Source organism: Achromobacter sp. MYb9, assembly GCF_002975275.1.
Taxonomy (GTDB): Bacteria; Pseudomonadota; Gammaproteobacteria; order Burkholderiales; family Burkholderiaceae_B; genus Achromobacter.
Genome location: NZ_PCOQ01000004.1, coordinates 1 through 25,537, shown reverse-complemented (window position 1 = coordinate 25,537; position 25,537 = coordinate 1). Strand labels below are relative to the sequence as shown.

At 64.7% G+C, this 25,537-nt stretch carries 16 protein-coding genes; 14 read left to right on the top strand and 2 right to left on the bottom strand.

The features are described 5' to 3' along the window. Window positions 1-82: 82 nt before the first annotated feature. The gene (pcaF, locus tag CQ050_RS08220; RefSeq protein ID WP_105556335.1) at window positions 83-1,288 is read left to right on the top strand and encodes a 3-oxoadipyl-CoA thiolase; all 1,206 of its coding nucleotides are present in this window, start codon (window positions 83-85) and stop codon (window positions 1,286-1,288) included. Window positions 1,289-1,400: 112 nt separating this feature from the next. Here the strand turns inward: pcaF and CQ050_RS08215 are convergent, their stop codons facing one another. Beyond that, window positions 1,401-1,916: a DUF192 domain-containing protein gene (locus CQ050_RS08215; protein WP_105556334.1), complete on the bottom strand. Its 516-nt coding sequence runs from the start codon at window positions 1,914-1,916 to the stop codon at window positions 1,401-1,403. A 94-nt stretch (window positions 1,917-2,010) separates the two neighbouring features. Further along, window positions 2,011-2,256, bottom strand: a complete 246-nt coding sequence (locus CQ050_RS08210; RefSeq protein WP_006220277.1) for a cold-shock protein — start codon at window positions 2,254-2,256, stop codon at window positions 2,011-2,013. A gap of 227 nt (window positions 2,257-2,483) precedes the next feature. Here CQ050_RS08210 and clpS point away from each other — a divergent pair, with 227 nt between their 5' ends. The 13 genes from clpS to CQ050_RS08145 all read left to right on the top strand — a co-directional run. After that, window positions 2,484-2,798: an ATP-dependent Clp protease adapter ClpS gene (gene clpS, locus CQ050_RS08205; protein ID WP_006220276.1), complete on the top strand. Its 315-nt coding sequence runs from the start codon at window positions 2,484-2,486 to the stop codon at window positions 2,796-2,798. A 231-nt stretch (window positions 2,799-3,029) separates the two neighbouring features. Then, the gene (locus CQ050_RS08200) at window positions 3,030-8,174 is read left to right on the top strand and encodes an alpha-2-macroglobulin (RefSeq protein WP_233213915.1); all 5,145 of its coding nucleotides are present in this window, start codon (window positions 3,030-3,032) and stop codon (window positions 8,172-8,174) included. Further along, entirely contained in the window at window positions 8,171-10,390 is a 2,220-nt protein-coding gene (gene pbpC, locus CQ050_RS08195) for a penicillin-binding protein 1C (protein ID WP_105556332.1), read from the top strand. Before CQ050_RS08200 ends, pbpC begins: the two co-directional genes overlap by 4 nt. Window positions 10,391-10,445: 55 nt before the next feature. Continuing rightward, complete coding sequence (clpA, locus tag CQ050_RS08190) at window positions 10,446-12,758, top strand: ATP-dependent Clp protease ATP-binding subunit ClpA (RefSeq protein WP_199196763.1); 2,313 nt, start codon at window positions 10,446-10,448, stop codon at window positions 12,756-12,758. After that, window positions 12,758-14,107 (top strand): PqiA/YebS family transporter subunit, encoded by a 1,350-nt coding sequence (locus CQ050_RS08185; protein WP_105556330.1) that lies wholly within the window; start codon window positions 12,758-12,760, stop codon window positions 14,105-14,107. Before clpA ends, CQ050_RS08185 begins: the two co-directional genes overlap by 1 nt. 42 nt (window positions 14,108-14,149) lie before the next feature. After that, the gene (locus CQ050_RS08180) at window positions 14,150-15,820 is read left to right on the top strand and encodes an intermembrane transport protein PqiB (RefSeq protein ID WP_105556329.1); all 1,671 of its coding nucleotides are present in this window, start codon (window positions 14,150-14,152) and stop codon (window positions 15,818-15,820) included. A gap of 5 nt (window positions 15,821-15,825) precedes the next feature. Continuing rightward, window positions 15,826-16,473: a membrane integrity-associated transporter subunit PqiC gene (locus CQ050_RS08175; RefSeq protein ID WP_369868262.1), complete on the top strand. Its 648-nt coding sequence runs from the start codon at window positions 15,826-15,828 to the stop codon at window positions 16,471-16,473. 144 nt (window positions 16,474-16,617) lie between these two features. Continuing rightward, complete coding sequence (gene putA, locus CQ050_RS08170) at window positions 16,618-20,439, top strand: trifunctional transcriptional regulator/proline dehydrogenase/L-glutamate gamma-semialdehyde dehydrogenase (RefSeq protein WP_105556327.1); 3,822 nt, start codon at window positions 16,618-16,620, stop codon at window positions 20,437-20,439. Window positions 20,440-20,704: 265 nt separating this feature from the next. Then, window positions 20,705-21,850 carry a branched-chain amino acid ABC transporter substrate-binding protein gene (locus tag CQ050_RS08165; protein WP_105556326.1) on the top strand — a complete coding sequence of 382 codons (1,146 nt, stop codon included), beginning with the start codon at window positions 20,705-20,707 and terminating at the stop codon, window positions 21,848-21,850. Window positions 21,851-22,006: 156 nt separating this feature from the next. Continuing rightward, window positions 22,007-22,936: a branched-chain amino acid ABC transporter permease gene (locus CQ050_RS08160; protein WP_105556325.1), complete on the top strand. Its 930-nt coding sequence runs from the start codon at window positions 22,007-22,009 to the stop codon at window positions 22,934-22,936. Continuing rightward, the gene (locus CQ050_RS08155) at window positions 22,933-24,021 is read left to right on the top strand and encodes an ABC transporter ATP-binding protein (RefSeq protein WP_105556324.1); all 1,089 of its coding nucleotides are present in this window, start codon (window positions 22,933-22,935) and stop codon (window positions 24,019-24,021) included. The genes CQ050_RS08160 and CQ050_RS08155 overlap by 4 nt, the downstream gene beginning before the upstream one ends. Further along, window positions 24,018-24,821: an ABC transporter ATP-binding protein gene (locus CQ050_RS08150; RefSeq protein ID WP_105556323.1), complete on the top strand. Its 804-nt coding sequence runs from the start codon at window positions 24,018-24,020 to the stop codon at window positions 24,819-24,821. Before CQ050_RS08155 ends, CQ050_RS08150 begins: the two co-directional genes overlap by 4 nt. Further along, on the top strand, window positions 24,818-25,537 hold a 720-nt coding region (locus CQ050_RS08145), incomplete at its 3' end, for an ABC transporter ATP-binding protein (protein ID WP_105556322.1). The genes CQ050_RS08150 and CQ050_RS08145, both read left to right, overlap by 4 nt.

The window sequence follows — 25,537 nt, the reverse complement described above, 5'->3', positions numbered from 1 at the left end:
ATCGCCTTGCACCAATTTGGCGCGAAAACCGCTGCGTTAAGATCGGGCGATCCCGTTTTTCTCACTTCACTCCGAGCTTCTCATGACCGTGAATGCCTTTATTTGTGATGCGATCCGCACCCCCTTCGGCCGCTACGGCGGTGCGCTGGCAAGCGTGCGCCCCGACGATCTGGCTGCCGTCGCCATCAAGGCGCTGGTGGCGCGCAACCCCGGCGTGCGCTGGGAAGAGCTGGACGACGCGATCATGGGTTGCGCGAATCAGGCCGGTGAAGACAACCGCAACGTCGCCCGCATGGCGACCCTGCTTGCCGGTCTGCCGATCGAAGTTCCCGGCGCCACCGTCAACCGTCTGTGCGGTTCGGGTCTGGACGCCATTGGTACCGCGGCACGCGCCATCCGCGCCGGCGAAGCGGGCCTGATGCTGGCGGGCGGCGTTGAAAGCATGAGCCGCGCGCCGTTCGTCATGGGCAAGGCCGACAGCGCGTTCTCGCGCAATGCCGCCATCTTCGACACGACCATCGGCTGGCGCTTCATCAACAAGCTGATGAAGGCGCAATACGGCGTGGACTCGATGCCCGAGACCGCCGAGAACGTCGCCGACGATTTCAAGATCAGCCGCGAAGACCAGGACTTGTTCGCGCTGGCCAGCCAGCAGAAGACGGCCCGCGCGCAAAAGGAAGGCGTGTTCGACGCCGAGATCGTGCCGGTGTCGATCGCCCAGAAAAAGGGCGATGCCATCATCGTCGCCAAGGACGAGCACCCGCGCGAGACCAGCCTGGAATCGCTGGCCAAGCTGAAGGGCGTGGTTCGTGAAGGCGGCACCGTCACCGCCGGCAATGCGTCGGGCGTGAACGACGGCGCCGCCGCGCTGCTCCTGGCCGACGAAAAGGCCGCTGCCCGCCACGGCTTGACCCCGCGCGCCCGCGTGGTCGGCATGGCCACTGCCGGCGTGGCGCCGCGGATCATGGGCATTGGCCCGGCACCCGCCACGCTGAAGGTGCTGGCCCAGACCGGCCTGACGCTCGACCAGATGGACGTGATCGAATTGAACGAAGCCTTCGCCGCCCAGGGCCTGGCCGTGATGCGCCAGTTGGGTCTGGCCGACAACGATCCTCGCGTGAATCCCAATGGCGGCGCGATTGCCCTGGGTCATCCGCTGGGCGCCAGTGGCGCGCGTCTGGCCACCACGGCGATCAACCAGCTGCACCGCACCGGTGGCCGCTACGCGCTGTGCACGATGTGCATTGGCGTCGGCCAGGGCATCGCGCTGATCATCGAGCGCGTCTAACGCCAAAGTGTTGTTTTTTCCCGCCGTTTTTCCAAGGCGGGAATGAAAAGGGAGCCCCGCGGGGCTCCCTTGTCGCATCCGGGCGGGCTTTGCCGCCCCGGGATCGCGCCGCTCAGGGCAGCCCGTCGATTTTCCGTCCCGCCTTGATGCCGTGCTCGGCGAACCAGCCTTGGGCCATTTCCAGGGCGTAGCGCACGGGTTTCTTCGCGCAGTGCGGGTCTTCGGTCTGGGGCGCCATGTCGTCGATATTGACGATCGTGCCGTCGTCGGCGATAAAGGCTATCGAAAGCGGCAGAAGCGTGTTGCGCATCCAGAAACACTGCACGTCGGGCTGTTCGAACACGAACAGCATGCCTTCGTTGCCGGGGAGTTCCTTGCGGAACATGAGGCCGTCGCGACGCGTGGCATCCGTATTGGCGACTTCTGCGCGGATAATATGGATACCCGCCGAAAGCTGGGTGGTCGGCAACGGCGCCTGCGGACCGGTCTGCGCTTGCGCGCCGGCGCTCAAGGCGAACGCGGTGGCGGCGACTGCCGCAGCGGATAACGCTTTCCGTATTGCTGACTTAAAGAACGCTGTCTTGAACAACGTGCGACTGACAGGGAACAACACAGCATTCTTCAGCATGGCCTGGCTTGGTATTAGGAAAAATAACAAGGCGGGGCTCGAAAGCCCCGCCTGAATTAATGGCGCAACCTTACCGTTGCACTTTAAGGGTAACTCAGGCAGCCGTAATATTAAGCGCCTGTTTTCCTTTGGGCCCCTGAATGATCTCGAAGGCCACTTTCTGACCTTCTTTCAGGGTTTTAAAACCATTCATCTGGATGGACGAAAAGTGGGCGAACAGATCTTCACCGCCGTCGTCGGGCGTAATGAAGCCGAACCCCTTTGCATCGTTGAACCATTTGACGGTGCCCGTCGATTTGGGATTGTCCCCTTGGACGGCGGTTGCGGTCGTATCAGACATGCGGACTGCCTCATTGAATCGTATGTTGACAGAAGGGCATCGCGGTCAAGACCCTTGTCCCCCCCTCCGGCTTCCTGGCAGATTTTCGATGAGTTGAAAACCCCAGAATGCGCTGATAATGCGCTGCTTTTCTTCGTCGCGTCAAGTATGGAAACTACGTATTTCTGCGTGTAATTTTGCGTAAGTTACACGTTAGGCGTCCCCAGTTTAAATAGAATAGCCGCCCTATGAGTTCTACCTTGGATACCCAGCATGATTTGGCCGTCGAGAAGGCACCGGCACGCGCCGCGCCGCCTCCGATGTATCAGGTCCTGTTGCTCAATGACGACTACACGCCGATGGAGTTCGTCGTGAAAGTGCTGCAGAAGTTCTTCAATAAGAATCACGAAGAGGCAACGCGGATCATGCTGCAAGTGCATCACGAAGGGCGCGGAGTATGCGGGGTGTATCCCCGCGATCTCGCCGCGACGCGCATTGCCCAGGTCGGGCAGTATGCGCGGGCGCGTCAGCACCCGCTTCAATGCGTGATGGAACCGGTCTAATACATAAAGAAGCGCCGCCAGCGATGGCGGCGTTGTGCTGTCCGCAATTTGCAGAAAAGTAGTATCCGCGTACCGGGAAGCGCGCGGACATGTTGGTCGGCAGCTCCGCCGCAAAGGAGCATTGGATTCGAGTAGGCGGAGGGGTTTGCCGTGAGTGGAAAGATAAGCAAGACCTGGCTGGCGGTAGCTGGCGTTGTGGTGCTGGCCGGGGCCATCGGCGCGGGCTGGTGGATGGGCAAGGACCGCCAGGCGGTCGCGCCGACCCCCGTGCCCGCCGCATCCTCCCAGGCGGCCAACACGGCCGCGCCTGCTTCGGGCGATAAACCGGCGATGCCGGCCAGCGCGACGGTCGGTTCGGCCGACCCGTTTGCGGCGCTCACGTGTCAGCCTCGCCAATATAACGACGCGCTGTCGCTCTCCGTCACGTTCACGCAACCGGTGGACGGCAAGGCCAATCTGGATAGCTTCCTTCAGGTGACCGATATCGGCGCCATCTCTGGAAAGGAAGACCAGGATAGCGAATCGTCGGCGTCCCCGAATGATCAGCCCGCCTCGGTCAAGCCGGGCGATTCCGCGCCGAAGGGCAAGATCGTGAAGGGCAACTGGATCGTGGGCGACAACCCGCGCATGGTGTACTTCCCCTACGTTCAGCCGCAGCGCAAATACGCGATCACGGTGCGCTCGGGCCTGCCGGGCGTGGGCGACAAGGTCGTGCTGGCCGAATCGTCGAATTGCGAAGTCAACACGCAAGCCATGCCGCCGTCGTTCTATTTCGCCAGCCGTGGTGTCGTCCTGCCCGCCGGGCAGAACGGCGGTTTGCCCGTGGCGACGGTCAACGTGTCCGAAGTCGACGTGCAATTCCTGCGCGTGGCGCCTGACCGCGTGCCGGAACTGTTTGAAACCGTGCTGGGTATCGGCCGCAACACGGTTGCAGAGGCCGACGACGATGACGGCGGCTATTATGACGAGGAAGACGGCTGGCGCTATTCCGACAACCGCAGCCTGAAGGGTTCGGTCAGCAATTGGGACCTGGACCGTCTGAATTCGTTGACGACCAGCGTCTACCAAGGCCGTTTCCTGACGGATGACAAGCCGAACCGCCGCCACGTGACGTTCCTGCCCGTTGAAGGCGTGAAGGAACTGCAAGAGCCCGGTATCTATATTGCGGTGATGAGCCAGCCTGGCCGCTTCCGTTACGAATACCAGGTCACGTACTTCTACGTCAGCGATATCGGCTTGCATGCGCGCCGCTACACCGACCGCATCGAAGCCTATTCCGTATCGTTGAAAACCGGCCAGGCCATTTCGGGCGCTACGTTCGAATTGGTGGATGGCGCCGGCAAATCGTTGGCCAAAGCCGCTGCCGATGCGCAAGGCCACGTCCGTTTCGAAGGCAGCTTCACCAATGCGCGCGTCATCCGCGCATCGCGCGACAAGGAAATGACCGTGCTGGCGCTGGCCGAGCCGGCGCTGGACCTGTCGGAGTTCGACACGGGCGGCCATGTGTCGCGCCCGAACAACCTGTTCGTCTACGCAGGCCGCAACCTGTACCGTCCGGGCGAAACGTTCAACGTGTCGGTGCTGCCGCGCGATCTGGACGGTCGCATGCTGACCCCCGCGCCGCTGACCGCGACGATCAAACGCCCCGACGGCCGCGTGGTGCAAACCACGTTGTGGCAGCCCAAGAAGGACTTGGTCGGCTATGTCGAGCGCGCCATCGATCTGCCGCTGGATGCGCAGACCGGTTCGTGGCTGCTTGAGCTGCGCGTGGACCCCGCGTCGCGCGCGCCGGACGCATCGTGGAAATTCCAGGTCGAGGAATTCCTGCCCGAGCGCATGAAAATGGCGCTGACGTCCGACCAGGAAGTGCTGTCGCCCGATGAAGAACTGACGGTGGATGTGCAGGGCGACTATCTGTATGGCGCGCCCGCTGCGGGCAACCGCCTGCTGTCGACCTTCCAGGTCAAGCGCGACCGCTTCGCCCTGGCGCAGCAATTGCCGGGCTTCATCTTCGGCGATGTGGCCGACGATTCGCGTCGCACCTTTGGCGAATTGCCCGAGGCAGCGTTGGACGACAAGGGCTATGCCCAGGTCGAGGTCAATCCGAACACGTCCGGCACGCATTCGCCCATGAAGGTTCGCGTGTCGGCCAGCCTGCTGGAATCTGGCGGCCGCCCGGTGGTGCGTTCCATCGAGCGTAGCGTCTGGCCCGCCGACAAACTGATCGGCGTGCGTCCGCAATTCGACCGCGATGTGGCCCGCGAAGGCGCGCCCGCCGGTTTTGAAGTGATCCGCGCGAACGCCCAGGGCAAGATTGAACCGCTGGCCCAGGCCCAGATGCGCCTGTTCCGCGAAGAGCGCCAGTACTACTGGCGGTTTGACGACCAGCGCGGCTGGAACAGCGGCTACACCGAAACCGATGAGCTGGTCGATTCGCGTGAGATCGCGCTGAACGACCGCGCTCAATTGACCGTTCCGGTCAAGTGGGGGCGCTACCGTCTGGAACTGAGCGATCCGGAAACGGGCCAGACGATGCGTTACCGCTTTTATGCGGGCTGGAACGCGCAGGACGCCGATGCGATGGGCAACCGCCCGGACCGCGTGCAGATGAAGCTTGAAGGCGTGCCGGCCAAGCCGGGCGACACCGTCAAGGTCACGCTGACGCCGCCGCATGATGGCCAGGCGCTGGTCACTGTCGAAGGCGACCGCATGTTGTGGTCCACGTGGGTGGCCGTGAAGGCGACCGGCACGCAGATCGAGATCCCGATCAACAAGGACTGGAAGCGTCACGACCTGTACGTGGCCGCCGCCGTGTTCCGCCCCGGCAGCGAAGGCGACCGCGTGACCCCGGCGCGTGCGCTGGGCCTGGCGTTCCTGCCGATCGCCAGCACTGACCGCAAACTGGACGTCAAGCTGACCGCGCCGCCCAAGGTCGTGCCCGAGAACAAGACGACCGTGCGCGTCAAGGTGGACGGCGCCCAGGGCAAGCAGGCCACGGTGACCCTGTCCGCCGTGGACGTCGGTATCCTGAACATCAACCAGTACGCCACGCCGGATCCGCTGGACTTCTTCTTCGGCAAGCACCGTTACGCGCCCGAATTGCTGGACATGTACGGCAAGCTGATCGAGAAGATGGACGGCACGAAGGGCAAGCTGAAGTGGGGCGGCGACGCCGCCATGCGCGGCGATAGCAAGAGCCTGCCGAAGAAGGTCAAGCTGGTCGACCTGTTCTCGGGTCCGGTGACGCTGAATGCGCAGGGCGAAGCGGATATCCCGCTGGACCTGCCCGATTTCAACGGCACGCTGCGCCTGATGGCCGTGGCGTTCACGGCCGACAACTACGGCAGCACCGACACCGAAATGGTCGTGGCGGCGCCGATCGTGGCCGAACTGAACACCCCGCGTTTCATCACGCCGGGCGACCAGGCCGCGATTGCGCTGGACGTGACCAACCTGAGCGGGGCTGAACAGAAGATCACGGTCAAGCTGGAAGCGCTGGACCCGTTGGCGATTCCTGATGGCGTTCGCACGCTGACGCTGAAGGACAAGCAGCGCACGACCTTGCGCTTCAATGCGACCACTACCGGTTCGTATGGCCTGGGCCTGATGCGCCTGACCGTCGACGGGCAGGGCGCTGGCAAGCCCGTGCACATCGTGCGCGAGTCCGTGCTGCAGGTGCAGCCGGCCTATGCCGGCGAACGGCAAGTGCGCCGTGTGAGGCTGAACCCGGGCGAATCCAATTCGCCGCAGGCGTCGTGGGTGTCTTCGTACTATCCGGACTCGGCCTTGATCAGCATGACGGTGTCGAACCGCCCGCCGTTCAACGTCAACCGCCTGGTCGAAGGCCTGCTCGCCTATCCGTACGGGTGCACCGAGCAGACCATCAGCCGCGCTTTGCCGTGGGTGCTGATCGACGAAGATGTTGCCAAGCAGTTCGGTTTGAAGCCGCGCACGCAGGTCGAGCGCGCGACCCAGGTCTCGGGCGCCATTGCCCGCCTGTCGGGCATGCGCAACGCGGTGGGCTCCTACAACTTGTGGAGTGGTTCCACCTCGCGTGATGTCTGGCTGACGGCCTATGCCGTGGGCTTCCTGCAGGACGCGCGCGACAAGGGCTTTGAAGTGCCCGAAGCCACGCTGGACCGTTCGCGCCAGTGGCTGCTGGAGCAAGTGCAGCAGACGTCGAACGGTTTCGGTACGTGGTCCGTGAACCTGCGCCGCAACGTCGAGGCCGGCCGCATCGACGGCAGCGACGCCAACATCCTGCGTGAAGACCATCGCCGCTTCGCCGGCCTGTCGACCGCGGTGCTGGCGCTGGCGCGCGACAAGAAGGCGCCGCTGTCGACCGTGCGCCAGCTGTTCGACAACTACCAGGAGCGCGCGCGTTCGCCGCTGCCGCTGATCCAGCTGGCTGCCGCGTTCAAGCTGATGGGCGACGAAGGGCGCATGAAGTCTGCGCTGGACGCCGCGATGACGCGTGAATACGGGTTCCCGCGTCGCAACTACAACGCCTACTACGACGAATGGCTGGGCGACTACGGCAGCAGCGTGCGCGACTACGCGTTGGCGTATGCGCTGGCCAACCAGTACGGCTTGAAGCACGACCGCCTTGAAAACCTGATGACGCAATTGACGGCGCGTCTGGGCAATCGCTCGTACCTGTCGACGCAGGAACGGATGGCGCTGTTGCTGGCCGCCCGTGCGGTCGGCGGCGACAAGGGCACGCCGTGGGAAGCCTCGCTGACCGTCAATGGCGCGCGCAAGCCGCTGGACGGCGGCAAGAGCGACCAGATGGTGGCGCTGTCGGCGGCGGATCTGGCGAATACGCAACTGGTCAATACCGGTGCGCAATCGCTGTTCGTGGAATACGACATCCAGGGCAGCCCGACCGTTGCGCCCAAGCCGCGCAACGACGTCATCCAGTTGAAGCGTGGCTGGTACCGTCCGGACGGCAAGCCGTGGGATGGTGGCACGTTGCAGACCGGCGACATGCTGGTGGTGTGGGTGCAGGCCTCGGCCAACCAGAGCATCCCTGATGCCCTGATCGAGGACCGCGTTCCCGCGGGCTTCGAAGTCGAGAACCTGAACCTGTCGCAAAGCCCCGAGATGCAGGAATGGACGATCGGCGGACGTCGCGTGGCGGAAGCCATGGCCGATTCCAACATCAAGCATCGCGAGTTCCGCGACGATCGCTACGTGGCCGCCGTGTCCCTGGGCCGCAGCAAGGTTGACGTGTTCTATCTGGTGCGCGTCGTGACCCCGGGCCGCTATGCGGTGCCGTCGACGGTAGCCGAAGACATGTACCGTCCCGAAATCCGGGGCGTGGGCGAGCAATGGAGCACGGTCGAAATCCGCGACCGCGGCGCCAAGCGTCCTTGACCGCCGCCGCCACCCCCGCGACGGGCGCCCAGCGCGCGCGTCGCTGGCGGCGGCGCGGCATCATCGCGGCCAGCGTGTTGTTTGCGCTGGCCGCGTTGTTATTCGTGCTGGACCGCCTGTATCCGCTTCCCGCCATCGACTCGGGCGGAGCGGCCGTCGTCGTCGCCGCCGACGGCACGCCGCTGCGCAACTATCCCAGCCGGGATGGCATCTGGCGCTACCCGGTCAAGCCGGCGCAGGTGTCGCCCAGCTATCTGGACACCTTGCTGACTTATGAGGACCGCTGGTTCTACTGGCACCCGGGTGTGAACCCGGTGGCGCTCGCACGCGCAGGCTGGCAATGGGCCACCAACCGCCGCATTGTGTCGGGCGGATCCACGTTGACGATGCAGGTTGCGCGGCTGATCGATCCGCAACTGGCGGGCAAGCCGTCGCGGTCGATGTCCGCCAAACTACGCCAAGCCTGGCGCGCCGTGCAGTTGGAAATGCACTACAGCAAGGATGAAATCCTGTCGCTGTATCTGACGCATGCGCCGATGGGCGGGATCGTGGAAGGCGTGGAAATGGGGTCGCGGCTGTGGCTGGGCAAGCCGGCCCGCGACCTGAGTCCGGCCGAGGCCGCCATGCTGACTGCCTTGCCGCAGGCGCCGTCGCGCTTGCGGCCCGATCGTCATCCCGAAGCCGCCCAGGCCGCCCGCGACAAAGTGCTGGACCGGATGGCCGAGCTGGGCCGTTGGACGCCTGCCGAGGTCGCCGACGCCAAGATCGAAACCGTGATCGCGCCGCCGTTGCGGTCGCGTTGGCTGGCGCCGCTTGCCGCGCAGCGACTGTTGCAGGAGGCGGGCGGCCGATCGACCAAGCGCCGTCCGGGAGATCGCCCGCCGCTGGTGGCCTCCACGCTGGACGCGGATATGCAGGCATCGGTGGAACGTATGTTGCTGGACCGCGTCGACAGCCTCCCGCCCAAGGTGTCGATGGCCGTCCTGGTCATGGACAACGACACGCTGGAGGTCAAGGTTTACGCAGGATCGGCCGATTTTTCCGACGATACCCGTTATTCCCATGTGGATATGGTGCGCGGCGTGCGTTCGCCGGGTTCTACTCTGAAGCCGTTTTTGTATGCGCAGGCGCTGGATGAAGGCCTGATCCATTCCGAAAGCCTGCTGATCGACGCCCCCATGTCGTTTGGCGGCTACGCGCCGGGTAACTTCCAGGCGGCTTTTTCGGGCCCGATCAGTGTGTCGCAAGCGCTGCAGCGGTCGTTGAACGTGCCCGCCGTGGACCTGCTGGACCGCGTCGGACCTGTCAGTTTCGCCTCGGCAATGGCGGCGGGCGGTGTCCGGTTACGTTTGCCTGCCGGTGCAGCACCGAATTTGAGCTTGATTTTGGGCGGGGGTGGCACCACATTGGAAGAACTGGTCGGTGCTTATCGGGCGCTGGCCCGGGAGGGGATCTCTGGCCGGCCGCGTCTGCGGGCGGAGCAGCCTAGGGTCGAGTCCCGTATGATGAGTGCTGGAGCCGCCTGGATTGTCCGCGATATCCTGGAAGGCGGCGGGCATCCCGACCGGCCTTTCTACCAGTCGGGCAGCCCGGCGCGGCGGCTGGCCTGGAAAACCGGGACCAGCTTCGGATTCCGGGACGCCTGGGCCATCGGAGTGACCGACAGATGGACGCTTGGCGTCTGGGTCGGTCGCCCGGATGGCACGCCGAACCCCGGATTTTTCGGGGCGAATGTGGCGGCGCCGCTACTGCAGGATATTGTGGCGGCGTTACCGGAAGGGGCGCAGCAGGTGCGCAGCCGGCCCGAAACGGTGCAGGCGGCAGTCACATGTTGGCCATTGGGTTACAGGCTGGGCAGCGTGCCCTCGGGGGAATGTCCTGAACAGCGCGCGGCCTGGCTGCTGAATGATACGGCGCCGCCGTCATTTGCCGGCTACGCCGACGCCACGCAGGGGCCGTTGCGCCTGGGCGGCGTCGCGAACGGCTCGGTCCTGCGGCCCGTGCCGGGCAGCCGGCAGGTGGCGCTGGATGTGGATGTGCAGGGCGCCGAAGGCGAAGTATGGTGGATGCTTGACGGGCGCGTGGTGAATCACGGCGCGTCGAGTCATCCGTTTAAATTGGTGCTGGCGCAAGACGGCCGGTATACGCTCACCGTCATGGACACACAAGGCCGCCACGATAGAGTGGTTTTTGAAATCGCTGGCGTTACGCCATGATCGGCATAGAATATGAATCGTGTATTTGACCGCTTCGATGCAATACGGAGGAAGCGTGATTTCTCAAGAGCTTGAAGTCAGCCTGCATATGGCTTTCGTCGAGGCCCGTTCGGCCCGACATGAATTTATTACCGTTGAGCACCTGCTGTTGGCATTGCTCGATAACGCTTCGGCTGTCGAGGTTCTGCGCGCTTGCGCGGCGAACCTGGATGACTTGCGCCGCAACCTGCGCCAGTTCGTCTCGGAGAACACGCCCGTGATCCCCAGCGGCGCCGAGGTCGACACGCAGCCGACGCTGGGCTTCCAGCGCGTGATTCAACGCGCGATCATGCATGTTTCCGCAGGCGGCACCGGCAAGAAGCCGGTCACCGGCGCGAATGTGCTGGTGGCCATATTCGGCGAAAAGGACTCCCACGCTGTGTACTACCTGCAACAGCAGGGCGTGACACGGCTGGATGTGGTCAATTTCCTGTCGCATGGCATTACCAAACAGCCCCAGGTGGAGTCCGCCGCCGTGCAGAAAGAGCAGCAGACCAATGGTGAAGAGCAGGGCGAATCGCGTCAGTCGCCTCTGGACCAGTACGCCACCGACCTGAACGCCGCCGCGTTGGCGGGCCGCATCGATCCCCTGATCGGGCGCGAGCACGAAGTCGAGCGCGTGATCCAGGTGCTGTGCCGCCGCCGCAAGAACAACCCGCTGCTGGTCGGCGAGGCCGGCGTGGGCAAGACCGCCATCGCCGAAGGCCTGGCCTGGCGTATCACGCGTGGCGAAGTGCCCGAAATCCTGCAGGCGGCCCAGGTCTTTTCGCTGGACATGGGCGCGCTGCTGGCCGGCACCAAGTACCGCGGCGATTTCGAACAGCGCCTGAAGGGCGTGCTCAAGCAGATCCGCGGCAACCCCGATGCGATCCTGTTCATCGATGAGATCCACACGCTGATCGGCGCCGGTTCGGCGTCGGGCGGCACGCTGGACGCGTCCAACCTGTTGAAGCCGGCCCTGTCTTCCGGGCAGCTCAAGTGCATCGGCGCAACCACGTATACCGAATATCGCGGCGTGTTCGAAAAGGACCACGCGCTGTCGCGTCGCTTCCAGAAGATCGACGTGCCGGAGCCCAGCGTCGAGCAGACCGTGCAGATCCTGCGCGGGCTGAAGAGCCGCTTCGAAGAACACCACAGCGTGCGCTACTCGGCTGCGGCCTTGTCGGCGGCCGCCGAATTGTCCGCGCGCTTCATCAATGACCGTCATCTGCCCGACAAGGCCATCGACGTGATCGACGAGGCCGGTGCCGCACAGCGCCTGCTGCCGCGTTCGCGCCAGAAGAAGGTGATCGGCAAGGTGGACATCGAAAACATCGTGTCCAAGATTGCCCGCATTCCGCCGCAGTCCGTCTCCAACGACGACCGCAGCAAGCTGGCCACGCTGGACCGCGACCTGAAAACGGTCGTGTTCGGCCAGGATGGCGCCATCGACGCGCTGGCCGCCGCCATCAAGATGGCGCGCTCGGGCCTGGGCAAGCCGGAAAAGCCGATCGGCGCCTTCCTGCTGTCGGGTCCCACCGGTGTGGGCAAGACCGAAGTGGCGCGCCAGCTGGCGTTCACGCTTGGGGTCGAGCTGCTGCGTTTCGACATGTCGGAATACATGGAACGCCATGCCGTGTCGCGCCTGATCGGCGCGCCGCCGGGATATGTCGGATTCGACCAGGGCGGCCTCTTGACCGAAGCCATCACCAAGCAGCCGCATTGCGTGCTGCTGCTGGACGAAATCGAAAAGGCCCACCCGGATGTGTTCAACATCCTGCTGCAGGTCATGGACCACGGCACGCTGACCGACAACAACGGCCGCAAGGCGGACTTCCGTAACGTCATCCTCATCATGACGACGAACGCGGGCGCCGAAACCTTGAACCGTCCGTCGATCGGGTTTGCCAATTCGCGGATGCTGGGTGACGAAATGGCGGAAATCCGCCGCATGTTCACGCCCGAATTCCGCAACCGCCTTGATGCAATCATCCCGTTCGCCGCGTTGGACCGCGAGGTCATCCTGCGCGTGGTGGACAAGTTCCTCATGCAGCTGGAAGACCAATTGCATGAGCGCCGCGTGGAAGCCGTGTTCACCACGAAACTGCGCGAACACCTTGCCAAGGAGGGGTTCGACCCGCTCATGGGCGCGCGTCCCATGCAACGTCTCATCCAGGACACCATTCGCCGCGCGTTGGCCGACGAGCTGCTGTTCGGCAAGCTGGTCGATGGTGGTTCGGTCACGGTCGACCTGGACGATGCGGGCAAGGTGACGCTGGACTTCGACGACGGCGGCAAGCCGCCTTCGTCGGATGCGCCGGATAAGCAGGAAGTTGAACTGATCGACTGATGACCGCGGACCGCCAGCCGCTGATCGAGTGCGAACACTGCGCAAGCGTTTATCGCCGACATCAGCTTGAACCTGGAGAGACTGCCAATTGCGCCCGCTGCGGAGCCACACTCTGGCGATACAGCGGGCTTACTTTGTCCAATTGGCTGGCCCTCGCCATCACCGCCCTGATTATCTTCGGGGTGGCCAACGCCTATCCGGTCGCTTCCATGTCCGTTCAGGGCATGGTGCAGCAAGCATCGCTGCTGGATGCTATTTCCATCACCTGGCGCCAAGGCCATTGGGTGGTCGCCGTCATGACGGGGCTGGCCGGTTTTGTGTTGCCGCTGTTGCAACTGACCGTGTTGCTCTGGGTGTTGGGCCCTTTGTCGCAAGGCCGCGAGCCCGCCGCCTTCCGGGGCGCGATGCGCCTGTTGGGCGTGCTGCGGCCGTGGTGCATGGTGCCCGTGTTCCTGCTGGGCGTGCTGGTGGCGGTGGTGAAGCTGGCCGGGATGGCCGCGGTGTCGCCGGGTATCGGGCTGGGCGCCTTTGGCGTGCTGACCATTCTTCTGACCATGCTGGGACGACTGTCGCCGCATGTGCTGTGGCGTTTCGCGGAATCTTCGGGCGTGGTGCCCGTGCACATCCCTGAAAGCGCGCCGGATACGGTGCTGGCCGGCTGCCATGTCTGCGGCCAGGTGCAGGCGTTGCCCCGCGACGCGGACCCCGAAGAAGAGCACCATTGCGTGCGCTGCCATGCGATCGTGCACTATCGCAAACCGGACCATCTGGCCCGCACGTGGGCGCTGTTGTTGGCGGCGGTCGTGTTCTACATTCCCGCCAACGTGCTGCCGGTCATGCAGGTCAGTTCCGTGCTGGGCGACAGCGCCCACACCATCCTGGGCGGCGTCGTCGAGCTCTGGGAAATGGGGTCCTGGGACATCGCGCTGATCGTCTTCATCGCCAGCGTCGCCGTGCCCTTGACCAAATTGCTGGCGTTGATTCTGCTGCTGTTGACCGAGCAATGGCGCAGCACGACCAATTTGCGTCCGCGTACCCGCTTGTATCAAATGGTCGAGTTCATCGGCCAATGGTCGATGCTGGACGTTTTTGTCGTTATATTGCTGGCGGCGCTGGCCGATTTCCAGGGACTGATGGAAATCAGTGCGGGCGCCGGCGCCGCGGCCTTTGGCGTGGTGGTGATCCTGACCATGTTGGCGGCCATGAGCTTCGACTTGCGGCGCAGTTGGGATCTGGAAGGCGAGAGCGAGATCGAGGCGCCTGAGGTCGAGGGTAGGGCTTCCCCGACCCAGGCGCAGCAGCACGCACGGGGGCCAGTGGCGCCCGTCACCAGTAAAGAAGTGGGCTAGCAACAATCGTGGGTCCCCGCTTAAGAAGAAAAAGGAAAATTGATGTCCGACCAAGCTCCTGGATCCGGTGAGGAAAAGCAGTACCAATCGCCGACCATTTCGCGCAAGCAGAAGAGCCGGATCTCATGGATCTGGCTAGTGCCGATCGTGGCGGCGCTGATGGGCATATCCCTGGTCGTGCGCACCTGGATGCAGGCAGGTCCCGACATCTCCATTTCGTTCAACACGGCCGAAGGGCTGGAAGTGGGCAAGACCCAGCTGCGCTACAAAGATGTGAACATCGGCACGGTCAAGTCGATCGGTTTCAATAGCGACCGCAGCAAGGTGGTCGTGCAGGCCGAACTGGCCAAGGAAGTGGCCGACCTGGCGCGCGAAGGCACCAATTTCTGGGTGGTCCGGCCGCGTCTGGACGTGAGCGGCGTGTCGGGCCTGGGTACGTTGTTGTCGGGCGCGTATATCGGCGTGGACGCGGTCGAAGGCAAGAACGGGTCCACCAGCAAGGCCACCAAGCTGAGTTTCGAAGGGCTGGAAATTCCGCCCGCGGTCACGCATGACCGCGCGGGCAAACGTTTCGTGCTGAAGGCATCCGACCTCGGGTCGCTGGACATCGGTTCACCGGTCTATTTCCGCCGCATCAATGTGGGCCGTGTGATCGGCTACGCGTTGGACAAGACCGGCGGCGCGGTGAACGTCGAAGTGTTCGTGGACGCGCCGAACGACAAGTTCGTGACCAACGGCACGCGCTTCTGGAATGCCAGCGGCGTGGACTTCAGCGTTAACGCCGATGGGTTGAAGGTGCGCACGCAGTCGCTCGTGTCGATGGCGGTCGGCGGGGTGGCGTTCGAACCCGTCCAGAGCGCCCGCGACGGCGCCTCGCCGGCGCCCGCGGACGCGAAGTTCGACCTGTATCCCACCGAGTCGGCCGCCCGTGCCAACCCGGATGGCGAGGCCTTCCCGATCCGCATGCGCTTCGATCAGTCGATCCGCGGGCTGACGGTCGGCGCGCCGATCGACTTCAGCGGCATCACATTGGGCAACGTCACGCAGATCAACCTGGACTTCGACCCGGTTTCCAAGCGCTTCTACTCGCTGGTGGATGCCACGCTGTATCCGGAACGCCTGGGCCGCGTGTACGAAGAAGTGCGCAACCGTGCGATGAAGGACGGCGACGTGGCGGGTAACCGCTTGCTGGGCGTGATGATCAAACACGGCCTGCGCGCACAACTGCGCACGTCGAATCTGCTGACCGGCCAGTTGTATGTCGTGCTGGATGATTTCCCGAATGCCAAGCCGGTGGAGTTCACGCCGTCCGATCCCGCCATCATCCCGACGATTCCGGGCAATCTTGACCAACTGCAGCAGCAGGTCAGCAATATCGTCGCCAAGATCGAGAAGATTCCGTTCGACAAGATTGGCGAAGACCTGCGCACGACGCTGTCCAGCACGTCCAAGCTGATGAACCGCCTGGACAAGCAGGTGGCGCCGGAAGCGCAAGGCATGCTGAAACAGGCCAAGGAGTCGATGGCGAACATCAATGCGATGCTGGCCTCTGACGCGTCCTTGCCGGTCAATACCGAAAAGGCGATGCAGGAACTGAGCCGCGCGGCGCGTTCGTTGCGGGCGTTGGCGGACTTCCTGCAATCGAACCCCGAAGCCTTGCTGCGCGGCCGCGGCAATGACCCGATTCCCGGCGCAGGCCCTGTCAGGAACTGAAGAACATGACTATTTCCCCGATGCGTACCGTCCTGTCCTTGCTGGTTGCCGGCGCTGCCCTGGCGGGTTGCGGCTCGTCGCCACCGGTGCACTACTACACCCTGCAAGGGCCGGCTGCGCCGGCGCGCGCGTCCGCCTCGGCGCCAGCGGGCTTCCTGATCGAAGTTCAACCCGTCAGCCTGTCGACTCAGGCGGATCAGCCGCAACTGATGGTGCGCACGGGCGATGGCAGCGTGTCGGCGTTGTATTCGGAACGTTGGAGTTCACCGCTGGGCGACGAGTTGCGCGGCGCGCTGTCGGATGCGCTGAAGCGGGAATTGGGTGCGCTGGACGTGCAAGCGGTTAAGCCCGGTCCGGGCGCGGCCGTGTGGCGCGTACAGACGGACGTGCAGCGCTTTGACCTCGTCTCCGGCAGCATGGCGCAGTTGGACGCCACCTGGCGTGTCAGGCCCGTGAATATGAAGGGGACGGGCCTGCTGTGCCGCAGCCTGGTCACGGAACCCGTTTCGGAAGCCGGGGTGCCAGCGCTGATTGCCGCGCAGCAGCGCGCCGTGGCCAGTCTGGCCGGGGTAATGGCTTCGGCGATGCGCGGCCAGGCTCCCGCAGGCTCCGGATCCGTGCAGATGCTGGGTTGTTCGGCACTGAAAGACTGAGAAATTTGCGTGATCTCAAATGGTTAACCTAGGGTTAACCTTAATACAAACGCGGTTGCAACCTGTCTAGCATACGGTCCTACCCATGCTGGGTTCTTTTCGGATCCGGTATTACCTTTGCCATGCGACAGGAAGCAATCTCTTATGGCCAGCACGACCCTTGGCGTCAAAGTCGATGACGCACTACGCGACCGCCTGAAGGCGGCCGCGCACAAGCTCAACTGCACGCCGCATTGGCTGCACAAGCAGGCGATCCTTGCCTACCTGGACAAGATCGAACGCGGCCATCTGCCTGCCGAAATGTCGCATCTGGGCCTGGATACCGGCACGGAAGACGAGGCGGGCGACAACCAGTCGGCACCCACGCCGCCGTTCTACGAGTTTGGCCAGGACGTGCAGCCGCAGTCGGTGCTGCGCGCCGCGATCACCGCGGCCTACCGCCGCCCCGAGCCGGAATGCGTGCCGCTGCTGCTGGGCCAGGCCCGCATGCCGAACCTGGAGAAGGTTCACGCGATGGCGACCGACCTCGTCAAGAAGCTGCGCGGCAAGCGCAGCGGCGGCGGCGTGGAAGGGCTGATCCAGGAATTTTCGTTGTCCAGCCAGGAGGGCGTGGCGCTGATGTGCCTGGCCGAAGCGCTGCTGCGCATCCCCGACCGCGCCACGCGCGACGCGCTGATCCGCGACAAGGTCGCCCGCGGCGATTGGAAGTCGCACATGGGCGGTTCGCAATCGCTGTTCGTCAACGCCGCCACCTGGGGCCTGATGATCACCGGCAAACTGGTGGCCGTGAGCAGCGAGCAGTCGCTGTCCAAGGCGCTGACCCGGCTGATCGGCAAGGGCGGCGAGCCGCTGGTGCGCAAGGGCGTGAACATGGCCATGCGCATGATGGGCGAACAGTTCGTGTCGGGCCAGACGATTTCCGAAGCGCTGGCCAACAACCGTAAGATGGAAGCACGCGGCTTCCGCTATTCCTATGACATGTTGGGCGAGGCCGCGACCACGGCCGAAGACGCCGACCGCTATTACGCATCGTACGAGCAGGCCATCCACGCGATCGGCAAGGCCGCGGCCGGCCGCGGCATCTACGAAGGCCCCGGCATTTCGATCAAGCTCTCGGCGCTGCATCCGCGCTATTCCCGCAGCCAGCGCGAACGCGTCATCGCGGAACTGCTGCCGCGCGTGAAAGCGCTGACGGCGCTGGCCCGCAGCTACGATATCGGCTTGAACATCGACGCCGAAGAGGCCGACCGCCTGGAGATTTCGCTGGACCTGCTGGAGGCGCTGTGTTTCGCGCCCGAGCTGGACGGCTGGAACGGCATCGGCTTCGTCATCCAGGCCTACCAGAAGCGCGCGCCGTTCGTCATCGATTACGTCATCGACCTGGCCCGCCGCAGCCGCCACCGCGTGATGGTGCGGCTGGTGAAGGGCGCTTACTGGGACAGCGAAATCAAGCGTGCCCAAGTGGACGGCCTGGAAGGCTATCCGGTCTACACCCGCAAGCTCTACACCGACGTGGCCTACCTGGCTTGCGCGCGCAAGCTGCTGGGCGCGCCTGAAGCCGTGTACCCGCAGTTCGCCACGCACAACGCCTACACGCTGGCGGCGATCTATCAACTGGCGGGCCAGAACTACTATCCCGGCCAATACGAGTTCCAGTGCCTGCACGGCATGGGTGAACCGCTGTACGACGAAGTGGTCGGCCCATTGGCCCAAGGCAAGCTGAACCGCCCGTGCCGCATCTATGCGCCGGTCGGCACGCATGAAACGCTGCTGGCCTACCTGGTACGCCGTCTGCTGGAAAACGGCGCCAACACCTCGTTCGTGAACCTGATCGGCGACGACAGCATTCCGGTCGAAACGCTGGTGGCCGATCCGGTGGAGGCGGCCTCGCGCATTGTGCCGCTGGGCGCGCCGCACGAGAAGATCGCGCTGCCGCGCGAACTCTATGGCAATCCGCAGCAGGGCGCCCGTGCCAATTCCGCCGGCCTGGACTTGACCAACGAACACCGGCTGGGATCGCTGTCCGCCGCGTTGCTGGCCAGCGCCGGCACGCCGTGGCGCGCGGGTCCGATGTTGGGCGAGGGCGACCAGGCGTGGGACGCGGCGCGCGCCATTGAAGTGCGCAACCCCGCGAATCTGCGCGACGTCGTGGGCCATGTGATCGAGGCGCAAGCCGACGAGGCCGACGCCGCGTTGCGCGCCGCCGCCAACACCGCGCCCATCTGGCAGTCGACACCGGTCGCAGAGCGGGCGCAGTGCCTGCGCCGCGCGGCGCAATTGCTTGAAGAGCAGATGCAGACCCTGCTGGGCCTGATCGTGCGGGAAGCCGGCAAGTCGCTGCCGAACGCCATCGCCGAAGTACGCGAAGCGGTGGACTTCCTGCGCTACTACGCCGACCAGGCCGAACAGGAATTCAGCAACGACACGCACCGCCCGTTGGGCACGGTGCTGTGCATCAGCCCGTGGAATTTCCCGCTGGCCATCTTCACGGGCCAGGTCGCGGCCGCGCTGGCTGCCGGCAATACCGTCGTGGCCAAGCCCGCCGAACAGACGCCGCTGATCGCCGCGCAAGCGGTCGCCATCCTGCGCGCGGCCGGCGTGCCTGCGGGAGCCGTGCAGCTGCTGCCGGGCCGCGGTGAAACCGTGGGCGCGCAACTGGTTGCCAGCCCCGCCGTGCGCGGCGTGATGTTCACCGGGTCGACCGACGTGGCGCGCATCATCGCGCGCACGCTGGCCGATCGGCTGGACGACGATGGGCACACCATTCCGCTGATCGCCGAAACGGGCGGCCAGAACGCGATGGTGGTCGATTCGTCCGCACTGTCCGAGCAAGTGGTGTTCGACGTGCTGAGCTCGGCTTTCGACTCGGCGGGCCAACGCTGCTCGGCGCTGCGTGTGTTGTGCGTGCAGGAAGACAACGCCGATTACGTACTGACGATGCTGCGCGGCGCGATGCGCGAGCTTAGCGTCGGCAACCCGGACCGCCTGTCGGTGGACGTGGGGCCCGTCATCGATACCGAAGCCCGCAATGGCATCCAGCGGCACATCGAAACGATGCGCACGGCGGGCCATCGCGTGGACCAGGTGGAGCTGAACGGCGAGTGCCGCCATGGCACCTTCGTGCCGCCCACGATCATCGAAATCGACCACATCAGCGAACTGACGCGTGAAGTGTTCGGCCCGGTGCTGCACGTGGTGCGCTACAAGCGCGAGGAACTGGACGCCTTGCTGGATGCCATCAACGGCACGGGCTATGGCCTGACGTTCGGCGTGCATACGCGCATCGACGAAACGATCGCGCACGTGACGGGGCAGGTCCACGCCGGCAACGTCTACGTCAACCGCAACATCGTCGGCGCGGTGGTGGGCGTGCAGCCCTTTGGCGGCGAATGCCTGTCCGGCACCGGTCCCAAGGCGGGCGGTCCGCTGTACATGTATCGCTTGCTGGGCACGCGTCCGGCCGGCTTGCCCCCCGCGCTGGACGCCGCGGCGCCGTTGCCGCAGCGCATTGCGTTGCCCGGCCCGACCGGCGAGACCAACACCTATATGGTCGAACCGCGTGGCGCCGTGTATTGTGTGGCGGCCACCGAAGCCGGCGCGCGGGCGCAATGGTCGGTGGCCCGCCTGACGGGCAACCACGCCTGGTTCGCGGATACGCCGGCCGCGCAAGCGCTGCTGGCCACGCTGGATGCCGAACAGCAGGGGCAGGCCGGCATTCTGGCCGACGACGAGGTCGATCAGGCGGATTACCAGGCGGTGCTGTTCGAAGGCGATGGCGATGCGCTGCAAGCGCTGAACCAGCGCATTGCGCAGCGTCCGGGCGCCATCTTGTCGGTGCACGGCCTGACGTCCGACGCCCTGGCGGCGGGGGCGGGCTACGTGCCCGAGCGCCTGCTGACTGAACGCTCCATCAGCGTGAATACGGCCGCGGCAGGGGGCAACGCCAGCCTCATGACCATCGGCTAAAAAGTGACCGCGCGGTAACCTCCGAGGGGTCGGGGGTTATCGCCGAGTAACCAAGGGTTATCTCCAATATCGGCCAAGGTTGCACTGGAAGCAAAATCCGGTCGCACCTCAAGTCCGCTTGTCGCAACCCGGCATTCGGACTTTGCAGAAAATGCATGCGCAGGACCTGGCCACCGCCGGGCCTGCGGTAGTAAAAGAAACCAAAAGCCTGGCTAAAAGCTCAGGTATAACAAGGCCTTAAGTCCGACATCCCGGAGGGTTCCCCATGAAGTTCCGCACCACTTTGAAGCTTCTCGCCGCCAGCATCGCCGCCGTCGGCATGACCGCCGCCGCGCAGGCCGCCGACATCAAGCTAGGCTTCGCCGCGCCGCTGACCGGCCCGCAATCGCACTACGGCGAAGACATGCAGAACGGCCTGAACCTGGCCCTGGAAGAAGCGAACAAGAAGGGCATCAAGGTTGACGGCCAGCCGGCCAAGTTCGTGCTGGTGTCGCGCGACGACCAAGCTGATCCGCGGGTGGGCGTGCAGGTGGCGCAGCAACTGGTGGACCAGGATGTCGTGGGCATCCTCGGCCACTTCAACTCCGGCACGACGATTCCCGCGTCGCGCGTCTATCACGAGGCCGGTCTGCCCCAGATCGCCATGGCGACTTCGCCCGAATACACCAAGCAGGGGTACGAAACCACGTTCCGCATGATGACCAGCGACACGCAGCAAGGCGCCGCGGTTGGCAAGTTCATGGTGCAGAACCTGAAGGCCAAGAAGGTCGCGATCATCGACGACCGCACCGCCTATGGCCAAGGCCTGGCCGATGAGGTCGAAAAGGCCGTCAAGGCCGCCGGCGGCGAAGTGGTCCGCCGCGAATACACGACGGACAAGGCCAATGACTTCACGGCCATCCTGACCAACATCAAGGGCTCGGCGCCCGACGCGATCTTCTACGGCGGCCTGGATGCGCAATCCGGCCCGATGAAGCGCCAATTGGCCACCCTGGGTTTGAAGGCGCCGCTGGTGTCGGGTGAAATGACCCGCAGCGATACGTTCATCAAGCTGGCCGGCGACGCCGCCAACGGCACCTTCGCGTCGCTTGCCGGCGTGCCGCTGGACAAGATGGCCGCAGGCAAGGATTTCGAGCAACGCTACCAGGCCCGCTTCAAGAAAGCCCCCGGCGTCTATGCGCCCTACGCCTATGACGGCGCCTGGAACATGATCAGCGCCATCGAGCAGGCCGGCTCGGCCAAGCCCGAGAAGTACCTGCCCGTGCTGGCCAAGCTGAACCGCAAGGGCGCCACCAGCGAGCACATCTCCTACGATGCCCACGGCGATCTGAAGGAAATCTCGGTCACCATCTACGAAGTCAAGAACGGCAAGTGGGAGATGGTTGAAACGATGGTCAGCCAAGCCAACTAAGGCGGGTTGAACAGGGCGGCCCCCGGCGATGCCGGCGTCCGCCCGCTCTGTCCGCACGCGCCGCCCGGCGTGTGCGGCGCGCATCCCGCGCCCGGCCCGTGACGGCTCCGGCCGCGCGGCTCGCGCGACTTTTCCAGGCTTATTTCCGCGGCCCCTATGGATATCTTCATTCAACAACTGATTAACGGCGTCACGCTAGGCAGCGTGTACGCCCTGGTCGCCCTTGGCTACACCATGGTGTACGGCATCATCGGGCTGATCAACTTCGCGCATGGCGACGTCGTCATGATCGGCGCCATGGCGGCCACCACCATCGCCATATCGCTGGTGGGCGGCGATCCCGGCGTGTCCGCGTTCGTGGTGCTGGGCGTGGGCCTGCTGGTGTCCGTGCCGCTGTGCATGGCGGTGGGCTGGACGGCCGAACGCGTGGCCTACCGGCCGCTGCGCCGCGCGCCGCGCCTGGCGGCGCTGATCACGGCGATCGGCGTGTCCATCATTTTGCAGAACGTGGCGATGATGGGCTGGGGCCGCAACTACCTGAACTTTCCGCAGGTGCTGTCGCCCCACGTGTTCGAATTCGCCGGCGCGCGCATGAGCTCGTTGCAGATCGCCATCGTGGTGATCGCGGCGCTGATCATGGGCGGCCTGCTGGCCGTGGTGCACAAGACCCGCCTGGGCACGGCGATGCGCGCGACCGCGCAGAACCGCGAAGTGGCGGGCCTGATGGGCGTCAACATCAATACGGTCATTTCGGCGGCGTTCCTGATCGGGTCGGCCCTGGCCGCCGTGGCGGGCATGATGGTCGCGACCTATTACGGCGTGTCGCAATACACGATGGGCTTCATGCTGGGCCTGAAGGCCTTCACGGCCGCGGTGCTGGGCGGCATTGGCAACATGGTGGGCGCGATGGCCGGCGGTTTGCTGCTGGGCATCATTGAATCGCTGGGCGCCGGTTATATCGGCGACCTGACCGGCGGTTTTCTCGGCAGCCATTACCAGGACGTGTTCGCGTTCTTCGTGTTGGTGCTGGTGCTGATCTTCCGTCCCTCCGGCCTGCTGGGCGAACGTGTGGGGGACCGCGCATGAACGCCACGTTGAAAACCAGCGGGCTGTCGACCCGCAACCTGATCGGCATTGCGTTGATTGGTATCGTGCTGGCGGTGCTGCCGTTTGTGATCGGCATGGCAGGCCAAAGCTGGGTACGCATCCTCAACTTCGCGTTGTTGTACGTGATGCTCTCGTTGGGCCTGAATATCGTGGTGGGCTTTGCCGGCCTGCTGGATCTGGGCTACATCGCGTTTTACGCGGTGGGCGCCTATACCTGGGCCTTGCTGGCATCGCCGCACTTCGGGCTGCATCTGCCGTTCTGGGCGATCCTGCCGATCGCCCTGGCCGTGGCGTGCCTGTTCGGGGTGCTGCTGGGGGCGCCAACGCTGAAGTTGCGAGGCGATTATCTGGCGATCGTCACCCTGGGCTTCGGGGAAATCATCCGCATCTTCCTGAACAACCTGAACGCGCCCATCAATATCACCAACGGACCGCAGGGCATCAACCGCATCGACACCTTCAAGGTGGGCGAGTTTGCGTTCGGACGGACGGAAAGCCTGTTCGGCATCCGGTTCACCGGGCCCGAGAAGTACTACTACCTGCTGCTGGCGCTGACGCTCATCATCATCGTGGTGTGCGTGCGCCTGCAAAATTCGCGTATCGGGCGCGCATGGGAAGCCATCCGCGAGGACGAGATCGCCGCCAAGGCGATGGGCATCAACACCCGCAACATCAAGCTGTTGGCCTTCGCGATGGGCGCCTCGTTTGGCGGCGTCGCGGGTGCGCTGTTTGCGTCGATGCAGGGCTTTGTCAGCCCCGAGAGCTTTTCGCTGATGGAATCCATCTCGATCCTGTGCATGGTGGTGCTGGGCGGCATGGGGCATATCCCCGGCGTGATCCTGGGCGCCCTGATCCTGGCGGCGTTGCCGGAATTCCTGCGCGCGGTGGTCGAACCCTTCCAGCACATGGTGTTCGGCGCCGTGGTGTTGGACCCCGAAGGCATCCGCATGCTGCTGTTCGGCCTGGCGATGGTCTGCGTCATGCTGTTCCGCCCGGCGGGCCTGTGGCCGTCAGCGGTGCGCAAGCGCGAACTCGCGACCAAGGCGCAAGGAGGCGGAGCATGAGCAAGTTGCTGCAAGCGCAGGGCCTGGGCAAACGCTTCGGCGGCCTGCAGGCCTTGTCGGACGTCAGCTTCGATATCGAGCAAGGCGAAATCTATGGGCTGATCGGCCCGAACGGCGCGGGCAAGACCACGCTGTTCAATGTGCTGACCGGCCTGTACATCCCGGAAGAGGGCAGCTGCACCTTCAACGGTGTGTCCCTGTCGGGCAAGAAGCCGCACGAGGTCGCGTTCGCGGGCCTGGCGCGCACCTTCCAGAACATCCGCCTGTTCGCCAACCTGTCCGCCATCGAGAACGTGATGATCGGCCGCCACATGCGCACCAAGGCCGGCGTGCTGGGCGCGGTGCTGCGCACGCGAGGCACGCGTGCCGAAGAGGCCGCCATCGAGGCGCGGGCGCAAGAGCTGCTGGATTACGTGGGCATCGGCCATCGCGCCAACGACGTCGCGCGTTCGCTGCCTTACGGCGATCAGCGCCGTCTTGAGATCGCGCGCGCCCTGGCGACGGATCCCAAGCTGCTGGCGCTGGACGAACCCGCCGCCGGCATGAATGCGTCGGAAACGGTGGTGCTGCGCAAGCTGGTCGAGAAGATCCGCGGCGACGGCGTTACGGTCCTGCTGATCGAACACGACATGAAGCTCGTCATGGGGCTGTGCGACCGCGTGCTGGTGCTGGAATACGGCAAGGTGCTGGCGATGGGAAAACCTGCCCAGGTGCAACGCGATCCCAAGGTTATCGAAGCGTACCTGGGCGCCGGCGCGGCCCAGGATCCGCTGATTCACAAGGAGAGCCCGGCAACATGACGGCATCCCAACCCTTATTGGAACTGCGCGGCTTGCAGGTGGCCTACGGTGGCATCCGCGCGGTGCGCGCGATCGACCTGCGCGTGGACGAAGGCGAACTCGTGTGCCTGATCGGCGCCAACGGCGCCGGCAAGAGCACGACGTTGCGCGCCATTTGCGGCCTGGTGCCGCTGGCCGGCGGCGAAGTGGTCTACGGCGGGCAATCGATCGGCGGCCAGAAGTCGCATGACCTGGTCCGCAAGGGCCTGGTCATGGTGCCGGAAGGTCGCGGTATCTTCGGCCAGTTGACCATCGAGGAAAACCTGGCGATGGGCGCGTACATCCGTCGCGATGCGGCGCAGGTTCGGCAGGACACCGACCGCGTCTTCACTTTGTTCCCGCGTTTGGCCGAACGCCGCAAGCAAGCGGCAGGCACCTTGTCCGGGGGCGAGCAGCAGATGGTGGCGATGGGTCGCGCGATGATTGCGCGCCCGAAGCTGCTGTTGCTGGACGAGCCATCGATGGGCCTGGCGCCCTTGATGGTCGAGAAGGTCTTCGAGGTGGTTCGCACCATCGCCAGCGAAGGCGTGACGATCCTGCTGATCGAGCAGAACGCGCGCCTGGCGCTGGAAAACAGCCATCGAGGCTATGTGATGGAGTCGGGTGAGATCATCCTGTCCGGGCCCGCCGGCGACATGCTGCACGACCCCAAAGTGCGCGCGGCTTATCTGGGCGAG

Coding starts and splice junctions, on each gene's coding strand:
- CQ050_RS08175 (WP_369868262.1), top strand. CDS start 15,826: ATGACTATTTCCCCGATGCGTACCGTCCTGTCCTTGCTGGTTGCCGGC.
- CQ050_RS08215 (WP_105556334.1), bottom strand. CDS start 1,916: ATGCTGAAGAATGCTGTGTTGTTCCCTGTCAGTCGCACGTTGTTCAAG.
- CQ050_RS08165 (WP_105556326.1), top strand. CDS start 20,705: ATGAAGTTCCGCACCACTTTGAAGCTTCTCGCCGCCAGCATCGCCGCC.
- CQ050_RS08210 (WP_006220277.1), bottom strand. CDS start 2,256: ATGTCTGATACGACCGCAACCGCCGTCCAAGGGGACAATCCCAAATCG.
- CQ050_RS08180 (WP_105556329.1), top strand. CDS start 14,150: ATGTCCGACCAAGCTCCTGGATCCGGTGAGGAAAAGCAGTACCAATCG.
- CQ050_RS08200 (WP_233213915.1), top strand. CDS start 3,030: ATGGGCAAGGACCGCCAGGCGGTCGCGCCGACCCCCGTGCCCGCCGCA.
- CQ050_RS08160 (WP_105556325.1), top strand. CDS start 22,007: ATGGATATCTTCATTCAACAACTGATTAACGGCGTCACGCTAGGCAGC.
- CQ050_RS08185 (WP_105556330.1), top strand. CDS start 12,758: ATGACCGCGGACCGCCAGCCGCTGATCGAGTGCGAACACTGCGCAAGC.
- putA (WP_105556327.1), top strand. CDS start 16,618: ATGGCCAGCACGACCCTTGGCGTCAAAGTCGATGACGCACTACGCGAC.
- CQ050_RS08150 (WP_105556323.1), top strand. CDS start 24,018: ATGAGCAAGTTGCTGCAAGCGCAGGGCCTGGGCAAACGCTTCGGCGGC.
- pcaF (WP_105556335.1), top strand. CDS start 83: ATGACCGTGAATGCCTTTATTTGTGATGCGATCCGCACCCCCTTCGGC.
- clpS (WP_006220276.1), top strand. CDS start 2,484: ATGAGTTCTACCTTGGATACCCAGCATGATTTGGCCGTCGAGAAGGCA.
- CQ050_RS08155 (WP_105556324.1), top strand. CDS start 22,933: ATGAACGCCACGTTGAAAACCAGCGGGCTGTCGACCCGCAACCTGATC.